18 protein-coding genes are annotated in these 17,079 nt (G+C 40.0%); 7 read left to right on the top strand and 11 right to left on the bottom strand.

Going from position 1 to position 17,079, the window contains the following annotated elements:
• Positions 1-6: 6 nt before the first annotated feature.
• Together ATK78_RS00315 and ATK78_RS00310 are read right to left on the bottom strand one after the other, a co-directional pair.
• On the bottom strand, positions 7-1,098 hold the full coding sequence (locus ATK78_RS00315) for a S1C family serine protease (RefSeq protein ID WP_133574078.1): 1,092 nt from the start codon (positions 1,096-1,098) through the stop codon (positions 7-9).
• Positions 1,099-1,101: 3 nt separating this feature from the next.
• Positions 1,102-1,668, bottom strand: coding sequence for an RNA polymerase sigma factor (locus ATK78_RS00310; protein ID WP_133574077.1), 567 nt, complete (start codon positions 1,666-1,668; stop codon positions 1,102-1,104).
• 209 nt (positions 1,669-1,877) lie between these two features.
• Between ATK78_RS00310 and ATK78_RS00305 the strand changes: the two genes are divergently transcribed.
• The 3 genes from ATK78_RS00305 (at position 1,878) to ATK78_RS00295 (ending at position 4,202) form a co-directional block, all read left to right on the top strand.
• Positions 1,878-2,087: a hypothetical protein gene (locus ATK78_RS00305; protein ID WP_133574076.1), complete on the top strand. Its 210-nt coding sequence runs from the start codon at positions 1,878-1,880 to the stop codon at positions 2,085-2,087.
• Positions 2,088-2,225: 138 nt separating this feature from the next.
• Positions 2,226-3,572, top strand: a complete 1,347-nt coding sequence (purB, locus tag ATK78_RS00300) for an adenylosuccinate lyase (RefSeq protein ID WP_133574075.1) — start codon at positions 2,226-2,228, stop codon at positions 3,570-3,572.
• Positions 3,573-3,650: 78 nt separating this feature from the next.
• Positions 3,651-4,202, top strand: coding sequence for a NifU family protein (locus ATK78_RS00295; RefSeq protein WP_133574074.1), 552 nt, complete (start codon positions 3,651-3,653; stop codon positions 4,200-4,202).
• Positions 4,203-4,413: 211 nt separating this feature from the next.
• On the opposite strand, the gene ATK78_RS00290 is transcribed toward ATK78_RS00295, so the two are convergent.
• The 5 genes from ATK78_RS00290 to ATK78_RS22635 form a co-directional block, all read right to left on the bottom strand.
• On the bottom strand, positions 4,414-5,214 hold the full coding sequence (locus ATK78_RS00290; RefSeq protein WP_133574073.1) for an inositol monophosphatase family protein: 801 nt from the start codon (positions 5,212-5,214) through the stop codon (positions 4,414-4,416).
• Between the two features lie 10 nt (positions 5,215-5,224).
• Positions 5,225-6,385, bottom strand: coding sequence for a prolipoprotein diacylglyceryl transferase (locus tag ATK78_RS00285; protein ID WP_133574072.1), 1,161 nt, complete (start codon positions 6,383-6,385; stop codon positions 5,225-5,227).
• A gap of 30 nt (positions 6,386-6,415) precedes the next feature.
• The gene (gene mtaB, locus ATK78_RS00280) at positions 6,416-7,735 is read right to left on the bottom strand and encodes a tRNA (N(6)-L-threonylcarbamoyladenosine(37)-C(2))-methylthiotransferase MtaB (protein ID WP_133574071.1); all 1,320 of its coding nucleotides are present in this window, start codon (positions 7,733-7,735) and stop codon (positions 6,416-6,418) included.
• A 40-nt stretch (positions 7,736-7,775) separates the two neighbouring features.
• Positions 7,776-8,339, bottom strand: a complete 564-nt coding sequence (locus ATK78_RS00275) for a UbiX family flavin prenyltransferase (protein WP_133574070.1) — start codon at positions 8,337-8,339, stop codon at positions 7,776-7,778.
• A gap of 183 nt (positions 8,340-8,522) precedes the next feature.
• Positions 8,523-8,693, bottom strand: a complete 171-nt coding sequence (locus ATK78_RS22635; protein WP_166664782.1) for a hypothetical protein — start codon at positions 8,691-8,693, stop codon at positions 8,523-8,525.
• A 315-nt stretch (positions 8,694-9,008) separates the two neighbouring features.
• Here ATK78_RS22635 and ATK78_RS00270 point away from each other — a divergent pair, with 315 nt between their 5' ends.
• Complete coding sequence (locus ATK78_RS00270) at positions 9,009-9,878, top strand: AraC family transcriptional regulator (RefSeq protein ID WP_133574069.1); 870 nt, start codon at positions 9,009-9,011, stop codon at positions 9,876-9,878.
• A gap of 2 nt (positions 9,879-9,880) precedes the next feature.
• On the opposite strand, the gene ATK78_RS00265 is transcribed toward ATK78_RS00270, so the two are convergent.
• The 3 genes from ATK78_RS00265 to kduI form a co-directional block, all read right to left on the bottom strand.
• A complete protein-coding gene (locus tag ATK78_RS00265) occupies positions 9,881-10,651 on the bottom strand; it encodes an SDR family NAD(P)-dependent oxidoreductase (RefSeq protein ID WP_133574068.1) in 771 nt (256 codons plus the stop codon).
• Between the two features lie 101 nt (positions 10,652-10,752).
• Positions 10,753-11,880: a DUF4861 family protein gene (locus tag ATK78_RS00260; protein ID WP_133574067.1), complete on the bottom strand. Its 1,128-nt coding sequence runs from the start codon at positions 11,878-11,880 to the stop codon at positions 10,753-10,755.
• Positions 11,881-11,893: 13 nt separating this feature from the next.
• Positions 11,894-12,736 (bottom strand): 5-dehydro-4-deoxy-D-glucuronate isomerase, encoded by an 843-nt coding sequence (gene kduI, locus ATK78_RS00255; RefSeq protein WP_133574066.1) that lies wholly within the window; start codon positions 12,734-12,736, stop codon positions 11,894-11,896.
• A 216-nt stretch (positions 12,737-12,952) separates the two neighbouring features.
• Between kduI and ATK78_RS00250 the strand changes: the two genes are divergently transcribed.
• From ATK78_RS00250 to ATK78_RS00240, 3 genes are read left to right on the top strand one after another with little or no spacing between them, the layout of a single operon-like run.
• Positions 12,953-13,693: a (Fe-S)-binding protein gene (locus tag ATK78_RS00250; protein WP_133574065.1), complete on the top strand. Its 741-nt coding sequence runs from the start codon at positions 12,953-12,955 to the stop codon at positions 13,691-13,693.
• Positions 13,694-13,709: 16 nt separating this feature from the next.
• Positions 13,710-15,086, top strand: a complete 1,377-nt coding sequence (locus ATK78_RS00245; protein WP_133574064.1) for a lactate utilization protein B — start codon at positions 13,710-13,712, stop codon at positions 15,084-15,086.
• Positions 15,079-15,663 (top strand): LutC/YkgG family protein, encoded by a 585-nt coding sequence (locus tag ATK78_RS00240; protein WP_133574063.1) that lies wholly within the window; start codon positions 15,079-15,081, stop codon positions 15,661-15,663. The genes ATK78_RS00245 and ATK78_RS00240 overlap by 8 nt, the downstream gene beginning before the upstream one ends.
• Here the strand turns inward: ATK78_RS00240 and uxaC are convergent.
• On the bottom strand, positions 15,660-17,078 hold the full coding sequence (uxaC, locus tag ATK78_RS00235; protein ID WP_133574062.1) for a glucuronate isomerase: 1,419 nt from the start codon (positions 17,076-17,078) through the stop codon (positions 15,660-15,662). The two genes, ATK78_RS00240 and uxaC, sit on opposite strands and share 4 nt — an antisense overlap.
• Position 17,079: the final 1 nt, after the last annotated feature.

Here is a 17,079-nt window from a genome sequence, read left to right as displayed (position 1 = left end):
ATTATCTTATTTATAAACTTTGATCATGAATACATAATCATTGATCTTTTCAAGCTTTTCTTTTTTATTCAATCCTCTTAAAACATTCTTTTTACTGAACGATGCTTTTTTAGACAAAGAATCGTCTGGAATGGTATTGATAATTTCCTGGATGTATTTGGATTTAACAGCAAATGATGCACCATCTACGCGTTCTTGTTTCGCACTGATTACGCCAATGATATTTCCATCCTGATCCAATAAAGGACCACCGCTGTTTCCTGGGTTAACATCAATAGAAACCTGGTATTGGGTAGTATCACCACCGTAACCTGATTTTGAACTTACATAACCCTGGCCAAGTACAGATTCTTCTCTCGGATAACCCAGTGTATAAACTTCATCTCCCATACCAATACCGTTTTGTTTTAAGCGATATGGAAGGTTTGCTAAACCCGGGAATGCAACGCCATCGTCTATTTTCAATACGGCAAGGTCATACTGGGAATCTGATCTTTCTACTTTAACCCGGTATTGATTGCCTTTATTGTCTACAATAACAATAGAATCCGCACCTTCCACTACGTGTAAGTTCGTTAAAAAATATCCGTTTGACGTTAACGCAAAACCGGTACCTCCAAAATTAGCAGGTCTGATATTTCTGGGACTGTTGTTTGAGTTGATCTTACGGATCAGGTTGCTCTGAGAGTTTTTGATCTTGGCAAGTTCCATACTAACCAGTTTCACGTTGCCGGTTTGCTCTGTATTTTGCTGGATAGAATAAATGGAAACAACAGATAACAGGATAAAAGAAGCTGCTACTGCGATTGCCGATTTATTTTTACGCCATAGATTAACAATGAAAGAAGGATGAGGGCCAAGCTTTCTGCTCAGTGCATCTACATCGATCTGTCCATGTGCATGATCCATTTTCGCTTTTAGATCAAGAATATTTGAATATTCCTTTAATGAATCCAGGAAATACTTGTGTGTAACTACTTTATGATCTACAGATGGATCATTTAAGCGCAGCTGTTCAAAAGCGATTGCTTCTGCTTCAGTAAGCTTACCGTTCAGGTAATCTTCAATTATACTTTCTAGCTCTATCTCGTTTCTCATCACCTATGATTGAAAAAATAATTTCTTTAACCTTTGCAGGCATTTATACTTCTGTGTTTTGGCATTATCCGTATTGGTATAGCCAAACTTTTCAGAGATGTCATGCATGGACAGGTTGTTAATATAAAAATCCTGAATAATGGTTTTACAGGGTTCTCCAAGATGAAGAATGGCGGCCTGCATTTTTTCAAATTGCCTGTCCTTTTCTTCGTGCTCTTCGAGATCAATTTCTGTAGAGACTATATCCTCAAAGTCTGAAATGTTATTGGTCTTTTTACTTTGCTGTGCAAGCTTCTTTAACCAAATACGTCTGCAAACGGAGTATATATATGTTTTTAGTTTACTGCTTAATTCAAAATCACCGCCTTTTATTTTATTGTATAAAACAATTATGCCTTCCTGATACACATCCTTTGCATCATCTTCGTCACCATTGTTATTCAAAATAAACTGCAGGATCATCGGAAAATACCCGGCATACAATTTATTTAGCGCATCTTCTGAGTTGTTTAAGATCCCTAAAACTACTTCTCTATCTGTTGGAACTGAACTGCTTAACTTATTACTCACCAATTAATACATTTATACGTGAATGGTAACCCAATGATACTGAAAAAAAATACTTTTTTAATTTCTTTACTTAATACAAGTATACCATAAACAGTAACCCAACCTGACAATAAATATTTATTTTATTTTTTTTTAAAATAGGTGGGTTACCTTTTAAACTATATCGTATTAATCTGTAAAATTAATTAATTATTTAAAACAGCATTAAAATGAAAAACGCATTTAAATTTGGCTTTTTAGCTTTAGCAATCTCTTTATCAGTAGCAGCATGTTCATCAGAGAAAAAAGCAGAATCAACTGATTCTTCTGCAACTGATTCTTCTACTATCGTTACTACTGTTGATACTAACACAGTTGATTCAACTGTAGTTGATACTACTGTTACTACTACTACTGAAGAAACTAAACCAGCTCACTAAGCTAAGTTAACTTTATAAAAAAGGTCCCCGATATCTATCTGGGGCCTTTTTTATTGCCCTGGATTTTGCTTTTACGAATCATCCTTTATAAAAAGGCTAATAAATGCTACATTTGCGCTTGTAAAAACAGTCAAATTCATGAATTTATCTCCACTTCAAGCTATTTCGCCAGTTGATGGCCGTTATAGAAATACAACGCAAAACCTTTCAAAATATTTCTCAGAATCTGCATTGATCAAATACAGGGTTTTCGTAGAAATTGAATACTTTATTGCGCTTTGTGAGATAGACCTGCCGGGTTTAACGGAATTTGATCAATCCAATTACCCCAAACTGCGGTTAATCCATGAACACTTCAACGATGATCATGCCCAGGAAATAAAAGAAACTGAAAAGATTACCAACCATGATGTTAAAGCGGTTGAATACTTCATTAAAAAACAATTCGACCTTTTAGGCCTGGATGCTTTTAAAGAATTTATCCATTTCGGATTAACCTCACAGGATATTAACAATACTGCCATTCCTTATACTTTTAAGCTTGCGCTTAATGAAGTATATTATCCGGCTATAAACGGATTGATCGTTAAAATAAAGGAGCTTGCTGATGAATGGAAAGATGTGCCATTATTGGCGCACACTCACGGTCAGCCTGCCTCTCCTACCAAACTGGGTAAAGAGTTTACTGTATTTGCTGAACGTTTAGAGATCCAGCTGGACAATTTAAAACGGATTCCGAACAGTGCTAAATTTGGTGGAGCTACCGGAAACTTTAATGCACACCACATTGCCTACCCCAATGTAAACTGGGTTGATTTCTCCAATAACTTTGTGAACGAAATATTGGGACTAAGCCGTGCACAACATACCACTCAGATTGAGCATTACGATCAGTTCGCTGCTCAATGTGATGCCTTAAAAAGAATAAACAACATCATTATCGACCTGGACAGGGATATCTGGGCTTACATCTCCAAGAATTATTTCAAACAAAAAATAAAGGAAGGTGAAGTAGGTTCATCTGCCATGCCGCACAAGGTAAATCCAATCGATTTTGAAAATGCAGAAGGAAACGCTGGTTTAGCCAACGCGCTGTTTGAATTCTTTGCTGCAAAACTACCCATTTCACGGCTGCAGAGAGATCTAACAGATTCTACAGTGCTTAGAAATGTAGGCGTTCCAATGGCGCACACAGCCATTTCAATTTCGTCTACACTGAAAGGATTGAACAAACTGTTATTAAATGAGGAAGTGATCCATGCAGATCTGGAAAACAACTGGGCAGTTGTTGCCGAAGCCATCCAAACCGTATTGCGCAGAGAAGCATATCCAAACCCATATGAGGCCTTAAAGGATCTTACACGTACCAATCAAAAGATCACCGCATTGACCATGGCCACGTTTATTGATGGACTGTCCGTTAATGACGGGATAAAAGAAGAGCTCAAAAAGATCACTCCTTTTAATTATACCGGGGTCTTTTAAGATATATGACCTAAAACAGACCATTGGCCTGTAAATTGCATCAATGAATTATTTATTTTTGTAAGAAAAAAGAAGACAATGACTATCAACGTATATACAGAACAAACACCGAACCCTGCTACAATGAAGTTTATGGTCAATAAGTTATTGATCAACGGCAGTGAAGATTTTGCAACCCAGGAAAGTGCTGAGCATTCTCCGTTTGCGAAGGAGCTGTTTAAGTTCAACTTTGTTAACGGCGTGTTCTTTGCAAGTAACTTTGTAACCATTACAAAGACAGAAGATGCAGAATGGGGCGACATTGAACCGATCTTAAAAGAGTTTGTTAAAGGTGCTGTTGAATCAGAATATAAAATCAAAGAAGAAACTACCGGTGATGCTCCTGCATTTGAAGGAAGTGATCTTGAAATTAAAATACAGCAGATCCTGCACGACTATGTTCGTCCGGCTGTTGAACAGGATGGCGGTGCCATCAGCTACAAATCATTTGACGAGGGTATTGTAACGGTTGAACTTAGGGGTTCATGCAGCGGATGCCCTTCTTCTACAATCACCCTAAAATCAGGTATTCAAAACCTGCTGCAGCGGATGGTTCCTGAGGTTAAAGAAGTAGTTTCTGAATCTTTGTAAATAACGAATTACAAAAATGGCCTGTATCTTTTGGATACAGGCCATTTTTTATGCAGTTTAGAATCCGCTTCTGACGCTCCCGGATATTCAACAATTATTAAATTACCTTAATTAGTTCTAAAAAACTGAGTCTTCTAAACAATGGGAGCTTGGGGTTAATTGCAATACTTAAACCCAATGGGGTTAACTAAATAGAATGGTAAGATCTTGGTTAAAGAACCGTATTAAAGTTCCGGTGAATGATCTCCAAAACCTCTTCATCAATTAATGCATTTGTGGCTAGTATTTCCCTTTTGACAATAAATTCTGCTCCGCCATCAAAATTCATGATATTCCCTCCTGCCTGCTGAACAAGATATGCTCCTGCTGCAACATCCCAGGCATTCAGATTGTATTCAAAATACGCATCAAACCTGCCGCATGCTACATAAGCCAAATCTACCGCTGCAGATCCTATGCGTCTTAAACCATGGCATTTCTGCATCATTTCAGAAAATAACTGCATATATTGTTTCTGCTTTTCAAATTGATAATACGGGAATCCTGTTGCCAGTAAACAAGCCGACAAGGATGGTCGGGAAGAAACCCGGATCTCTTTATGGTTTAGATAAGCCTTACCCCCTTTATAGGTATAAAACATCTCCCCGCGGTTAATCTCATAAACGACACCAATTACCGGCTGCTCATCTTCATACAATGCAATGCTGATCGAATACGTGGGTATGCCATGAATAAAGTTTGTAGTACCATCCAGAGGATCTATGATCCAGTTGTAGACCTCGCCTTTTGTATTAATGGTCTCTTCTTCTGTTGTAAATCCAGCTTCAGGAATGAGTTTGGATAAGTTATCAACCAGTAACTTCTCCGCATTTTTATCTACGTAAGAAACGAGGTCGTTTAAGCCTTTAAACTCAATAGACTTGTCGTCAAAATTCAAAGATTCTTTTCTTATAAAGTTACCAGTCAACCGTGTTATGGCGATAACCTTTGTGCACAATAATTCGTAATCCACAGCCTGAGTTTTAAGCGTTAGCTACTTCTGCTTTGTCCTTGTTCCTGATGGAATAAATTACCAGTAATAAACCCGACAAGAACATGATCGACGATATTAATTCTGCCTGTGTGAACTGGATTCCGGCAACGTGATATTTAGTATTTACGCGGATCAGTTCTACAAAGAACCGCTCCAGACCATTCATCATCAGATAGATCCCAAACATCATTCCCGGCAACTTGATCTGATGGCGAATGCGCCACAGAATCAGGAACAGAATAAAACAAACGATTACTTCATAGATCGGCGTTGGATATACCGGCAAAGGCAGCTCATTACAGAACTTACCTACACAGCCTGCAATAGGATCTCCTTCACCCGCTACGTTATTTGGATAGGTATATGCCCATAACCAATCCGGAAGCCAGGTAAACGGCTTAGGATTTAGATTTGAGATTCCCCAGTCGCCGTCACCAGACAGGTGGCAGCCAATTCTGCCTACGCTATAGGCAAGCATCATTCCTGGTCCGCCGATATCCAGCATGTGCAGCACCTTGATGTTATTTTTTCTTGCGATGTACAGCACGGCAGCACCACCGCAAATCAGACCACCATAAAAGGTTAAACCGCTAAACGACAACAGACCGCCGATCGGATCTTTAACAAAGGAATCCCAATGCTCCAGGTTATCAAATATTTTAGCGCCTAAAAAGCCCCATACAGCTGCCCAAACAATCAGAGAACCCATCAGTTCATAGGGATGCTGAGTCACTTCAATCGTTTTAGGCTTAGGTAGTTTTGTGCTGTTCTTTTCCTTATAATCCCAATACGCAAACAGGGCAGCAAAAAACAATCCGCCAATAATGCTTCCTTTTAAAGAAAGAAGTACCGTTTGTGCATCACTTACAAAAAGCTGGTAATTGAGTAAAGCATAAACCAATTTATAACCGATTAGAAACCCAAACAGTCCGTTAGAGATAAGTTCTGTCGTTGTTGCCGGCTTACCAACTACCATTGTTTTTTTAACCGGATGTAAGATACCTAACGCCTCTTTACGCTTAAACTCCTGGGTAAAAGCCCAGTACCCGGCAACAAAGGCCAAAGCAACGAACACACCAAATGTATTAAATGGAAGCGGGACCTGTACACCAAAAAGATATTCTATAAAATGAGAAACAGTAGGAAACATACGTATAAAAAGTTTTATGCGAATATAGGATTAATGCACTAAAACTTCTGCTGTTTCTTCAACTTCCACCTCTCCGTCAGCACTCAGCTCAACGAGCTTAACAACTTTGATTTCGTTAACCATGACCGGATCGTATTTGGCCTTTACTTTAACATAGTTTTTTGTAAAACCGTGCATGTAACCATTTTTTTGATCGTCTTCAAAGAGTACCTCACCAACAGTTCCAATTTGGGATTGATAGAAGGCCCTTCTTTTCTTATCAGATAAAATGTGGAGCATCTTACTGCGGTCGGCACGGGTACTTCCTGCTACACGGCCTTGCATTTCAGCAGCAGCTGTCTGCTCACGTTCTGAATAGGTAAATACATGAAGATAAGAAACATCCAGCTCATTTAGGAACTGATAGGTATCTAAAAAGTCTTCATGGGTTTCACCCGGAAAACCTACAATAACATCAACTCCTATGCAGCAATTTGGAATAAGCGCTTTAATTTTAGCCACACGTTCCGTGTATAACTCGCGTTGATACCTTCTGCGCATTAATCCGAGGATCTTATTGGAACCAGACTGCAATGGTATATGAAAATGTGGTACAAAGCGTTTTGATGTCGCTACAAAATCGATGATCTCATTGCTCAGTAAATTGGGTTCTATCGATGAGATCCGGATGCGTTCAATGCCGTCGACATCATCCAGTGCCCTTACCAGGTCAAAGAATTTATCTTCTCTTTTTCCATCACGGATACCAAAGTCGCCCAGGTTAACCCCGGTTAGTACAATCTCTTTTACACCACTTTCAACAATCTGCCGGGCGCGGTTAATCACGTTTTCTATCGTATCACTGCGACTTCCGCCACGTGCCAATGGAATGGTACAATAAGTACATGGGTAATCACATCCATCCTGAACCTTTAGAAAGGTCCTGGTCCTGTCGCCAATAGAATAGGCTGCAATAAAATTATGATTTACTTTCTCAATGTTCTGCTGGTGAATAACAGCCTTAGGTAATTTAGTCAGGTCAGAGATATATTCTACTATCCTGAATTTTTCAGCAGCACCCAGCACCATATCCACCCCTTCAATTTCTGCAATTTCAACAGGTTTCAACTGGGCATAGCAGCCTACAATAGTTACATAAGCATTTGGAGAATATTTTAAAGCTTCTTTAACAACCTTACGGCACTTCTTATCGGCATGTTCAGTGACAGAGCAGGTATTGATGACGTAAACATCAGCACCTGCCGTAAAATCTACTACACCATAACCCGCATCGGTAAATAACCTGCCTATGGTAGATGTTTCTGAAAAATTTAATTTACAGCCTAAAGTATAAAATGCAACAGTTTTCATTTGAGGATGCAAAGATAATAAAAGATTTGCGAATTTGCCTTTATTCCTGCCAGCGATAGCTGTCCTGCTCCAATCCACAAAGATCAATAACCCGGCTTACGACAGTTTGCGCTACTTCTTCTATACTTTTAGGGAGACTGTAGTACGATGGATTTGCCGGACAAATGATCCCTCCTGCTTCCGTTACCGTTTTCATATTGTTAATATGAATGAGGCTAAAAGGAGTATCACGAACTACAGCGATTAGTTTTCTGCGTTCTTTTAAGATCACATCTGCGGCACGCGAGATCAAATCGTTAGATATCCCATGTGCAATTCGTCCGAGTGTCCCCATAGAGCAGGGCATAATGATCATGGTATCAAATTTGGCTGATCCTGATGCAAATGGAGCATTAAAATCCATCTTCTGATAAAAATCGAACGGATAATTGTTGTAATCTTCATGTCCGAGTTCAAAGCGCCAAACTTCTTTGGCATTATCAGACATCACCACACCAACTTTTTCAATCTGATCGGATAATTTCAATAAGCTATCTAATAACAACTTAGCATATATGGATCCGCTGGCACCGGTAATTGCAACAATGATTTTCTTTTTTTTCATAGACCGGATAAAGATACATATCCTTGAGAAACAAAAAAGGGCCGAAAATAAATTTTCGACCCTACATCTACCTATGAAAAACATACCCCCGAAAGGGTAAGCCCAAATGTAATTATCTTTTTCAATAAAAGAAAGTTTAAACATACTTTTTTAATCTTATTTTGTTAAAGTAACACAATGAGGTTAATAATTCCTGTTTATACCATCAAGTTCATTCAGCTTTAAAGTACAATTCAAAAGAACGTATCGCGTAACCTGGTTAGTTCTTAAATCTGTTACCGAATTACCAGAGAATGATCGCATCGGCTCATTGCCCTGGTTTAGCAGATCGTTTACAACAAGAGATATGCCCATCTGTTTCTTTTTAATATGGCTTTACCTATAGTACCGTTAATGATAGCGGATTCGTCGATATGCCAATCAGGCCAGAATTAAATCTCTTATTACTATTAACTGTTAAAAATGATAACTTAGGTAAAGTGATCCTGGAATTTAAAGCAATATTCATATTAGACAACTTATACGAATAACGAGGAGAATAGTTAACTGCAATATTCAGCAATATTGGCACTATTTATTATTTTATTGTTACATACAGGTAAATATTAAATATTAACTTTAATTTAGATAATTAAACAGGCCAAATTACCCAGAAATTCTTTAAATCAAATGAAGCCTCAATTACTTAAGGTAACCAGCAATCCGATCAACTCATTTAGTGCCAGGAGAGATAATGTCCCGTACATTAATAATCGCTGGCATTATCATGCTGAGGTAGAGTTGATCTATTTTAAAAGCGGAAATGGAACCCAGTTTATCGGCGACAGTATCAAGCGGTTTAAATCCGGAGATGTGGTTCTTGTTGGTGCACATTTACCGCATTACTGGAAATTTGACGATGTTTATTTCAATGAAGAAGAGAAGAATAATGCAGATGTGATTGTAGTTCATTTTTGCGAAAACTTTTGGGGCAACCAATTCATTAATCTTCCTGAAAATAAAACACTTAAACTGGTTCTGGAAAAAGCACAGCGGGGTATCCAGGTTCAGGATAAAGGCAAAGCGCAAATTGGTGAACTATTGGAATCTATTTTACTTTCTGAAGGTCCGAAAAGGATTATGACATTAATAGAAGCTTTAATGGCTATAGAAAGCTTTGCCGGTACGCAATTATTATCATCAATCGGATTTCGACACAATTTTGAGGACACAGAGAATGAGCGGATCAATGCCATTTATAATTACTCCATAGCCAATTTTAAAAGAAAGATCCAGATGGAAGAAATGGCTGCAGTGGCCAATATCAGTCCCAATTCATTTTGCAGATATTTTAAATCCAGGACGAGGAAAACCTATACCCAATTTATTAGTGAGATACGTGTAGGCCACGCATGCAAGCTTTTAATTGAAGACAGTATGAATGTAAAGCAGATCTGTTATGAAAGCGGTTTCCATAATTTTGCGAGTTTCCATAAACACTTTAAAATAATTACCGGTAAAAGTCCGCTAACGTATCAAAAGTCGTATTTAAATAAATAAAGCTATCTGCCCATCCACCCACCATCTACTGTCATCACTGTTCCATGCATATAGTTCGATGCTTCAGAAGCTAAAAACACAATTGGTCCTTTAAAGTCCGAAGCTTCACCCCAGCGGTTTGCAGGGATCCGTTCCAGTATAGATCTGCTTCTGTCTTCATCCGCCCTTAATGCTGTAGTATTATCTGTTGAGATATAACCAGGGGCAATTGCATTCACATGAACCCCTTTACCTGCCCATTCATTCGCAAAAGCCTTGGTCAACTGACCGACAGCACCTTTACTGGCCGCATAACCGGGCACATTAACACCTCCCTGAAACGTAAGCAGCGATGCCGTAAATATAATCTTTCCGGTTCCGCGTTCAACCATATCCCGGCCAATCTCCCGTGTTAAAATGAATGGCGCAGTCTGGTTTACGGCAATTACCTCGTCCCAAAATTCATCCGGATGCTCTGCAATGGGCTTTCTAAGAATTGTGCCTGCATTATTAACAAGAATATCTATTGCCGGATGGTCTTTCTTTACTTGTTCACAAAACTGCTTTAAGGAATTACGGTCGCTAAAATCGCACTGATAGGCGTAAAAATTCCTGCCCAGTTTCTTTACAGACAGTTCAACATCACTCCCATTTAGCTCTAAACTTGCAGATACACCGATAATATCTGCTCCTGCTTCGGCTAACGCTTCAGCCATAGCCTTACCAATGCCCCGCTTACAACCGGTTACAACAGCTATCTTTCCATCAAGTTTAAACAAATCAAGTACCGCCATATTTATTATTCAAAACTGGTTAATTATTAAATATCTTTCTTTCAAAGATCCATCTATTTTGTCTGATAGTAAAAGTTGGTTACACAACCCATCTCAATCTTCTACTGCACCCTAACCACTACAGGTTTTTCAAGCTTCAGTTGAAAACTGTTTAAATATCTAAACCATTGCTCCGCAGTTTTAATGTCGGTAGACTTGCTCCAGGCAGCGCCGCTATAATAAACTACGGGTTCGCCATTTTTGGCAGAAGAATGGGTTAACAAATGTCCGTTTTCGGCACTCATCATTGCTGGTTTTTGAAGTGATAGAACACCAACTCCAATCGTACCATCATCGCCATGCTGTGGTTCCCAATAGCCCATTATCCCATCAACCTCATTCATCATTACACTTCCGGGATCCTTTCTTTTCACAATCCCCATTACAACTGGTAAATCTGCAGCTCCGGAAAAAGAGTAAACCGCTTCTACGCGGTTCAATTGTGACCCTGCATCCAGTAAAATTGTTTTCAATACCTTAACCATTTTTCCATCCACATTCCAGTCTTCGTAACCCAACTGAAAGGTGAAACGCAAAGGTCCCTGATCCAGAACTTTCCAGGTTCGGTAGTTCTTTGAAAAAATGATCGATTGATTGATATAAGGCGCAATGTCTCCGGCACCAAGCGTAAAACCTACACTGTAATAATCCAGCCCGTCACCATGGTCTTTATGATAATCTCCCGTTTTATACCAGTCGTTGATAATCATCTTATCCGTTCTTTTAGCCCAAACATCCATACCAAATGCATTTTCTTTGGTACTTTCCAGTGCTTTACCGTAGGCACGAAAAGCCATCTTATCGTTTTCCCATGCAAAATCATCCATTCGTTCAGGAACATACCTTCCAAAAGCTGCAACAGGGAATATCGAAGGTTTACCCGGAATTAGGGTTAAACGGATTACCTGATCAGGTCCAATAGTAACCTGAACCAGTAAATTTTGCACCGTATTTAAGCCTTTATATTCGAGCTGAAATGGAACTTCTTTCTTTGTAGCGGCATCAATCACCTTAAAGTTATCTGCCTTCAATTTTGGGTCTTTTGAAACCAGATCCTTCCAATTAATGGAAACTACTTCTTTGTTCCGGCTAAAATTACCAGGATTAGTGAGGTTAATGGATATCGTCTGCGCAGTTAAGGCAGTACAAAGAACCAGGCCCCACAGTAAAAGAAACATACTTTTTTTCATAGCAATAATGAATTTATTTGAGTTCTGTAATAGCACAATGGTCCATATCGCCATAGTCCAGATTTTCTCCCGCCATTCCCCAGATGAACGTATAATTGCTCGTTCCTGCACCGGAATGTACAGACCAGTTTGGAGAAATCACCGCCTGTTCAGACTGCATCCAGATGTGCCTGGTTTCTTGTGGCTCGCCCATAAAATGACAAACACTCTGACCTTTAGGAACCTCAAAATAGAAGTAAACTTCCATCCTGCGGTCATGCGTATGTGCAGGCATGGTATTCCAAACACTCCCGCTTTTTAATTCGGTCATGCCCATCTGCAGCTGGCAGGTTGAAACAACACTGTTTACGATCAGTTTATTGATTACCCGGTGATTGGCCGTTTCGGCACTTCCCAGTTCTACAATTTCAGCATCCGCTTTGGCTACCTTTTTTGAAGGATATGCATGGTGTGCAGGTGCAGAATTGATATAAAACTTAGCAGGTTCGTTTTTATCCGCTGAAGAAAAAGTAACTTCCTTTATACCTTTACCCAAATATAGTGCTTCTTTAAAATCGAGTTCAAAACTTTCACCATCTGCAGTAACTGTCCCTTTTGATCCTACATTAATGATCCCAAGTTCCCTCCTTTCCAAAAAATAGTTTGCTTTCAGGTAGTTTGGATTACCAATGGATATGGTTTCCTGAACCGGCATTACACCACCAGTAATGTAACGATCGTAATGTGATAAAGTAAGGTGAATACAATCAGCTTCAAACAGTTTTTCTATCAAAAAATTAGTACGGAGTGCCGTCGTATCCATTTGCTTTGTTTCAGACGGGCTAAACGCATAGCGGCTTTCAAAAGAGATTTGCATTTTTTATTTGGTTAACATTAAATACTTCATTTGAACGAAGGTCAGTACCCCCGCTCATCATGCAATCTACTCATAATTTCAGTATTTAAGAATTCGTTTTTTATAAAAGAAGCGCAGAAAATTCTGAAAGATCAGCGCTAAATTCTGATTCATAAAAAGATCAGATAAATCATAAATGTTTAAATATTATATTTACAGATTAGATTCTTCAGCAAAATGACCGTAGCCCTTTTTATACCCTGTTATATTGATCAGTTCTATCCCAATGCGGCAATTGCTACTTTAAATTTACTAAAAAAGTTAAATGTTGATGTGGTTTATCCAATCAATCAAACCTGTTGCGGACAGCCTATGGCAAATTCTGGTTTTGAGCACCTTACGCAAAGCTGCAATGACCTGTTTGTAAAGAATTTCTCGGGATTTGATTATATCGTTTCTCCATCCGGAAGCTGTACATTGCACATTAAAGATCACCTTCATTCAGATGAACAGGAAGACCTGGCATTGGGTATCCGTAGTAAGATCTACGAACTGACAGAATTTTTAACAGACATACTTAAAGTTGAACACTTAACAGCCAGCTTTCCGCACAAAGTAGGCATGCACCAAAGCTGCCACGGCCAGCGGGGATTAATGCTGGCACAAATGTCTGAATTGGTTCAGGAACCCTATTCTAAGCCAATGCGGTTGCTAAACATGGTTAGCGGATTAGAAATGATTACCCTGAACCGTCCGGATGAATGCTGTGGTTTTGGCGGCACTTTCTGTGTAGCAGAAGAAGCCGTATCGGCAAAAATGGGTAAAGACCGTGTTGCAGATCATGTGGCTAATGGTGCAGAATACATTACCGCGGCAGATATGTCTTGCCTTATGCATATGGAAGGTATTTTGCGGAGGCAGAACAGCAACGTAAAAGTGATCCATATTGCAGAAATATTAGATGCCCAGGAGTATTAAAAATTAGCCGTTAAACATGAACACAGCAGGAAAAGATCACGCCCAGTTATCAGACGTATTTAATGAGGATGAGGCCAGGGTAAACTGGCACGATGAGACGCTATGGTTTGTTCGCGCCAAACGTGACAAAGCAGCGCACAATATTCCGGAATGGGAAAGTCTCAGGGAGAATGCATCACAGATCAAAGACAATGTTCTATCCAATCTTCATGACTATCTAATATCCTTTGAGGCCAATGCAGAAAAGAATGGCATCAAGGTTCACTGGGCCTCAGATGCAGAAGAACACAATAAAATTGTCCATGCCATATTAAAAGAGCAAGGTGTAAACCGCATTGTAAAAAGTAAGTCTATGCTTACCGAAGAATGTCATTTAAACGAATACCTTCAGCATAATAACATTGAGGTAATTGATACTGACCTTGGAGAGCGCATTGTTCAGCTCGCTGAAGAGCCACCTAGTCACATCGTGCTTCCATGCATCCATAAAAAGAAAGAAGAAATCGGTGAATTATTCCACGAACACCTTGGTACACCCGAAGGTATGTCTGATCCTGTATTTTTAACCGCAGCGGCACGCGTACACCTGCGCGAAAAATTCATCACCCGTAAAGCTGCCATAACCGGCGTTAACTTTGCTGTTGCAGAAACCGGTGAGTTTGTAGTTTGCACCAATGAAGGCAATGCAGATATGGGTGCGCACCTGGCCGATGTACATATTGCGTGTATGGGCATTGAAAAGATCATTCCTGAACGCAAACATCTGGCTGTATTTTTAAGACTGCTGGCCAGAAGTGCAACCGGACAGCCCATTACCACCTATTCCAGTCATTTCAAAAAACCAAGGCCAGGCCAAACCATGCACATCATCCTGGTAGATAACGGACGAACAACCCAGCTGAGCAGACCAGATTTCAGAAACTCCCTTAAATGCATCCGTTGCGGTGCCTGCATGAATACCTGCCCGGTATACCGCAGAAGCGGCGGGCACAGTTACCATACAGCAATTGCAGGACCTATTGGCTCCATACTGGCACCAAATCTTGACATGAAAAAATATGCAGACTTGCCATTTGCATCTACCCTTTGCGGTTCGTGCACCAATGTTTGTCCGGTAAAGATCAACATCCATGAGCAGCTTTATAAATGGCGGCAGGTAATTGTTAAGGAGGGATATGCAGATCCTAAAAAAGCAATGGCTATGAAAGCGATGGAATTTACATTATCAAAACCAGGTGTTTACAGGTCGGCAGGAAAAACTGCCCGATGGTTCTTAAAGAATACTCCCTTTGCGGTAAACAACAAGCTTAACCCATGGTATAAACAACGCGACATGCCCGAAGTTCCAAAACAATCTTTTGGTGAATGGTATAAACAGCATAAAAATGACTAGCAGAGAACAGATCCTTTCTAAAATTAAAACCCACCAGCCTGAACTGACATCACTCCCGGCACCCTTAACTACAGTTCCAGGCACGGTTAACCTGATTGAGTTATTTAGCAGCGTACTTGTATCTATTGGTGGCGCTGTTGTGGAAGCCGACAGCTATGAAGAAATCAAAAACTACATTAAGCAAACGTTTAAAGACCAGAAAAGGATCATCTCTACATTAAAAGAACTGGCTGATGTGTCAGAACAGGGCTGGGAGAGCCAGGACCCGCACAGCTATGAAAATGTTGATCTGGCCATCATTCAGGCACACTTCGGCGTGGCCGAGAATGCCGCCTTATGGATCACTGAAGAACTGATGCACCAGCGTGCAGTTCCTTTTATTGCACAGCAGCTGGCAGTAGTAGTTAAAAGAAGCAGCATTCTTGCTACCATGCACGATGCCTATATCCGCATAGGCAATGCAGAATATGGCTTCGGAACATTCATTGCCGGTCCATCCAAAACTGCCGATATTGAGCAGTCCCTGGTATTGGGTGCTCACGGACCGAAAGGGATGACTATATTTTTACTTCCCTAGATCTTAATCTTCAGATCAAAATAGTTTCTTGCATTGTAATAGCAGATGTTGCCAATGATCTCACCGATCCACTTCTCATCATCCGGCAATAATCCGCTTTCCATTTCAGAACCGAACAAATTGCATAAGATCCGTCTAAAATAATCATGACGGGAATAAGAAAGAAAACTGCGTGAGTCGGTAAGCATCCCTACAAAGGTGCTGATCATCCCCAGGTTTGACAAGGTGTTCAGTTGCTTCTCAATCCCATCCTTTTGATCTAAAAACCACCAGCCGGAGCCAAACTGCATTTTGCCTTTCAGGTTACCATCTGCAAAATTACCGGTCATTGCAGCAAAGACTTCGTTATCTGCCGGGTTTAAATTATAAATGATGGTTTTTGTTAACTGATCGGTAAGGCTCAGGTTTCCAAAAAAAGCAGAAAGCCGTTCAGCATGTTTGAAGTCACCAATAGAATCGTATCCCGAATCTGCACCAAGCTGGTTAAACATACCCAGGTTATTGTTCCGTATAGCGCCCAGATGAAATTGCTGTACCCAGCCCCGTTCATGATACATTTTACAAAGCTCCGTTAAAATGTAACCCGCAAAGGCATCCGGGTTTGAGAACTCAGCACCATCGGTTTTAAGGAACTGCTCAAATTCAGATCTTTCTGCATCGGTCAGTTCATACGTTAAAGGCAATGCAGACAATCCATGATCGGAGATGCTGCACAGGTTGGTATGAAAGAAATCAACCCGGTTACGAAGTGCAAATACCAAAGATCCAAGATCATTGACCGGTATTCCGGAAACATCGGAAAGGCCATCCAGGTATTGTTTAAATTGAATGGGTTTATTAATCAGCAAAACCTTATCAGGTCTGAATGATGGCTTTACCTGTACGGAAAAATCGCTTTCAGCCAGCTGTTTATGATACATCAGGTTGTCGCAGGGATCATCCGTTGTACCCACCATTTCTACTTGATAATGTTTTAAAAGTCCCTGTGCAGAAAACTTATCCTGCTGAAGGAGCACATTGCAGTGTTCATAGATCGCATCAGCAGAATTTTTATTCAGATACGAATTAATGCCAAAGGGATCTTTAAGCTCCATGTGGGTCCAGTGAAAAAGTGGATTTCTTACGGTAGCAGGAACAATTGCGGCCCAGGCCATGAACTTCTCCCGGTCTGAAGTATTTCCGGTAATCAATGCTTCTTTTACACCAAGCGCACGCATTCCACGCCATTTATAATGGTCACCCTTTAACCAGATCTCTGTTAAATTACTGAACTTTTTATTCTCTGCAATTTCCTGCGGAGGCAAATGGTTGTGATAATCTATGATTGGCAGGTGCCTGGCATATTCATGATAAAGGATCTTTGAACGTTCGTTACCCAGTAAAAAATCTTCCGATATTACATTGCCTTCTTTCATC

The organism is Pedobacter metabolipauper (genome assembly GCF_004362715.1).
GTDB lineage: Bacteria > Bacteroidota > Bacteroidia > Sphingobacteriales > Sphingobacteriaceae > Pedobacter > Pedobacter metabolipauper.
This window is presented reverse-complemented; position numbering and strand designations above follow the sequence as displayed.

Coding starts and splice junctions, on each gene's coding strand:
- uxaC (WP_133574062.1), bottom strand. CDS start 17,078: ATGAAAGAAGGCAATGTAATATCGGAAGATTTTTTACTGGGTAACGAA.
- kduI (WP_133574066.1), bottom strand. CDS start 12,736: ATGCAAATCTCTTTTGAAAGCCGCTATGCGTTTAGCCCGTCTGAAACA.
- ATK78_RS00245 (WP_133574064.1), top strand. CDS start 13,710: ATGAACACAGCAGGAAAAGATCACGCCCAGTTATCAGACGTATTTAAT.
- ATK78_RS00260 (WP_133574067.1), bottom strand. CDS start 11,880: ATGAAAAAAAGTATGTTTCTTTTACTGTGGGGCCTGGTTCTTTGTACT.
- ATK78_RS00305 (WP_133574076.1), top strand. CDS start 1,878: ATGAAAAACGCATTTAAATTTGGCTTTTTAGCTTTAGCAATCTCTTTA.
- ATK78_RS00270 (WP_133574069.1), top strand. CDS start 9,009: ATGAAGCCTCAATTACTTAAGGTAACCAGCAATCCGATCAACTCATTT.
- purB (WP_133574075.1), top strand. CDS start 2,226: ATGAATTTATCTCCACTTCAAGCTATTTCGCCAGTTGATGGCCGTTAT.
- ATK78_RS22635 (WP_166664782.1), bottom strand. CDS start 8,693: ATGGGCATATCTCTTGTTGTAAACGATCTGCTAAACCAGGGCAATGAG.
- ATK78_RS00285 (WP_133574072.1), bottom strand. CDS start 6,385: ATGTTTCCTACTGTTTCTCATTTTATAGAATATCTTTTTGGTGTACAG.
- ATK78_RS00295 (WP_133574074.1), top strand. CDS start 3,651: ATGACTATCAACGTATATACAGAACAAACACCGAACCCTGCTACAATG.
- ATK78_RS00275 (WP_133574070.1), bottom strand. CDS start 8,339: ATGAAAAAAAAGAAAATCATTGTTGCAATTACCGGTGCCAGCGGATCC.
- ATK78_RS00315 (WP_133574078.1), bottom strand. CDS start 1,098: ATGAGAAACGAGATAGAGCTAGAAAGTATAATTGAAGATTACCTGAAC.
- ATK78_RS00240 (WP_133574063.1), top strand. CDS start 15,079: ATGACTAGCAGAGAACAGATCCTTTCTAAAATTAAAACCCACCAGCCT.
- ATK78_RS00265 (WP_133574068.1), bottom strand. CDS start 10,651: ATGGCGGTACTTGATTTGTTTAAACTTGATGGAAAGATAGCTGTTGTA.
- ATK78_RS00250 (WP_133574065.1), top strand. CDS start 12,953: ATGACCGTAGCCCTTTTTATACCCTGTTATATTGATCAGTTCTATCCC.
- mtaB (WP_133574071.1), bottom strand. CDS start 7,735: ATGAAAACTGTTGCATTTTATACTTTAGGCTGTAAATTAAATTTTTCA.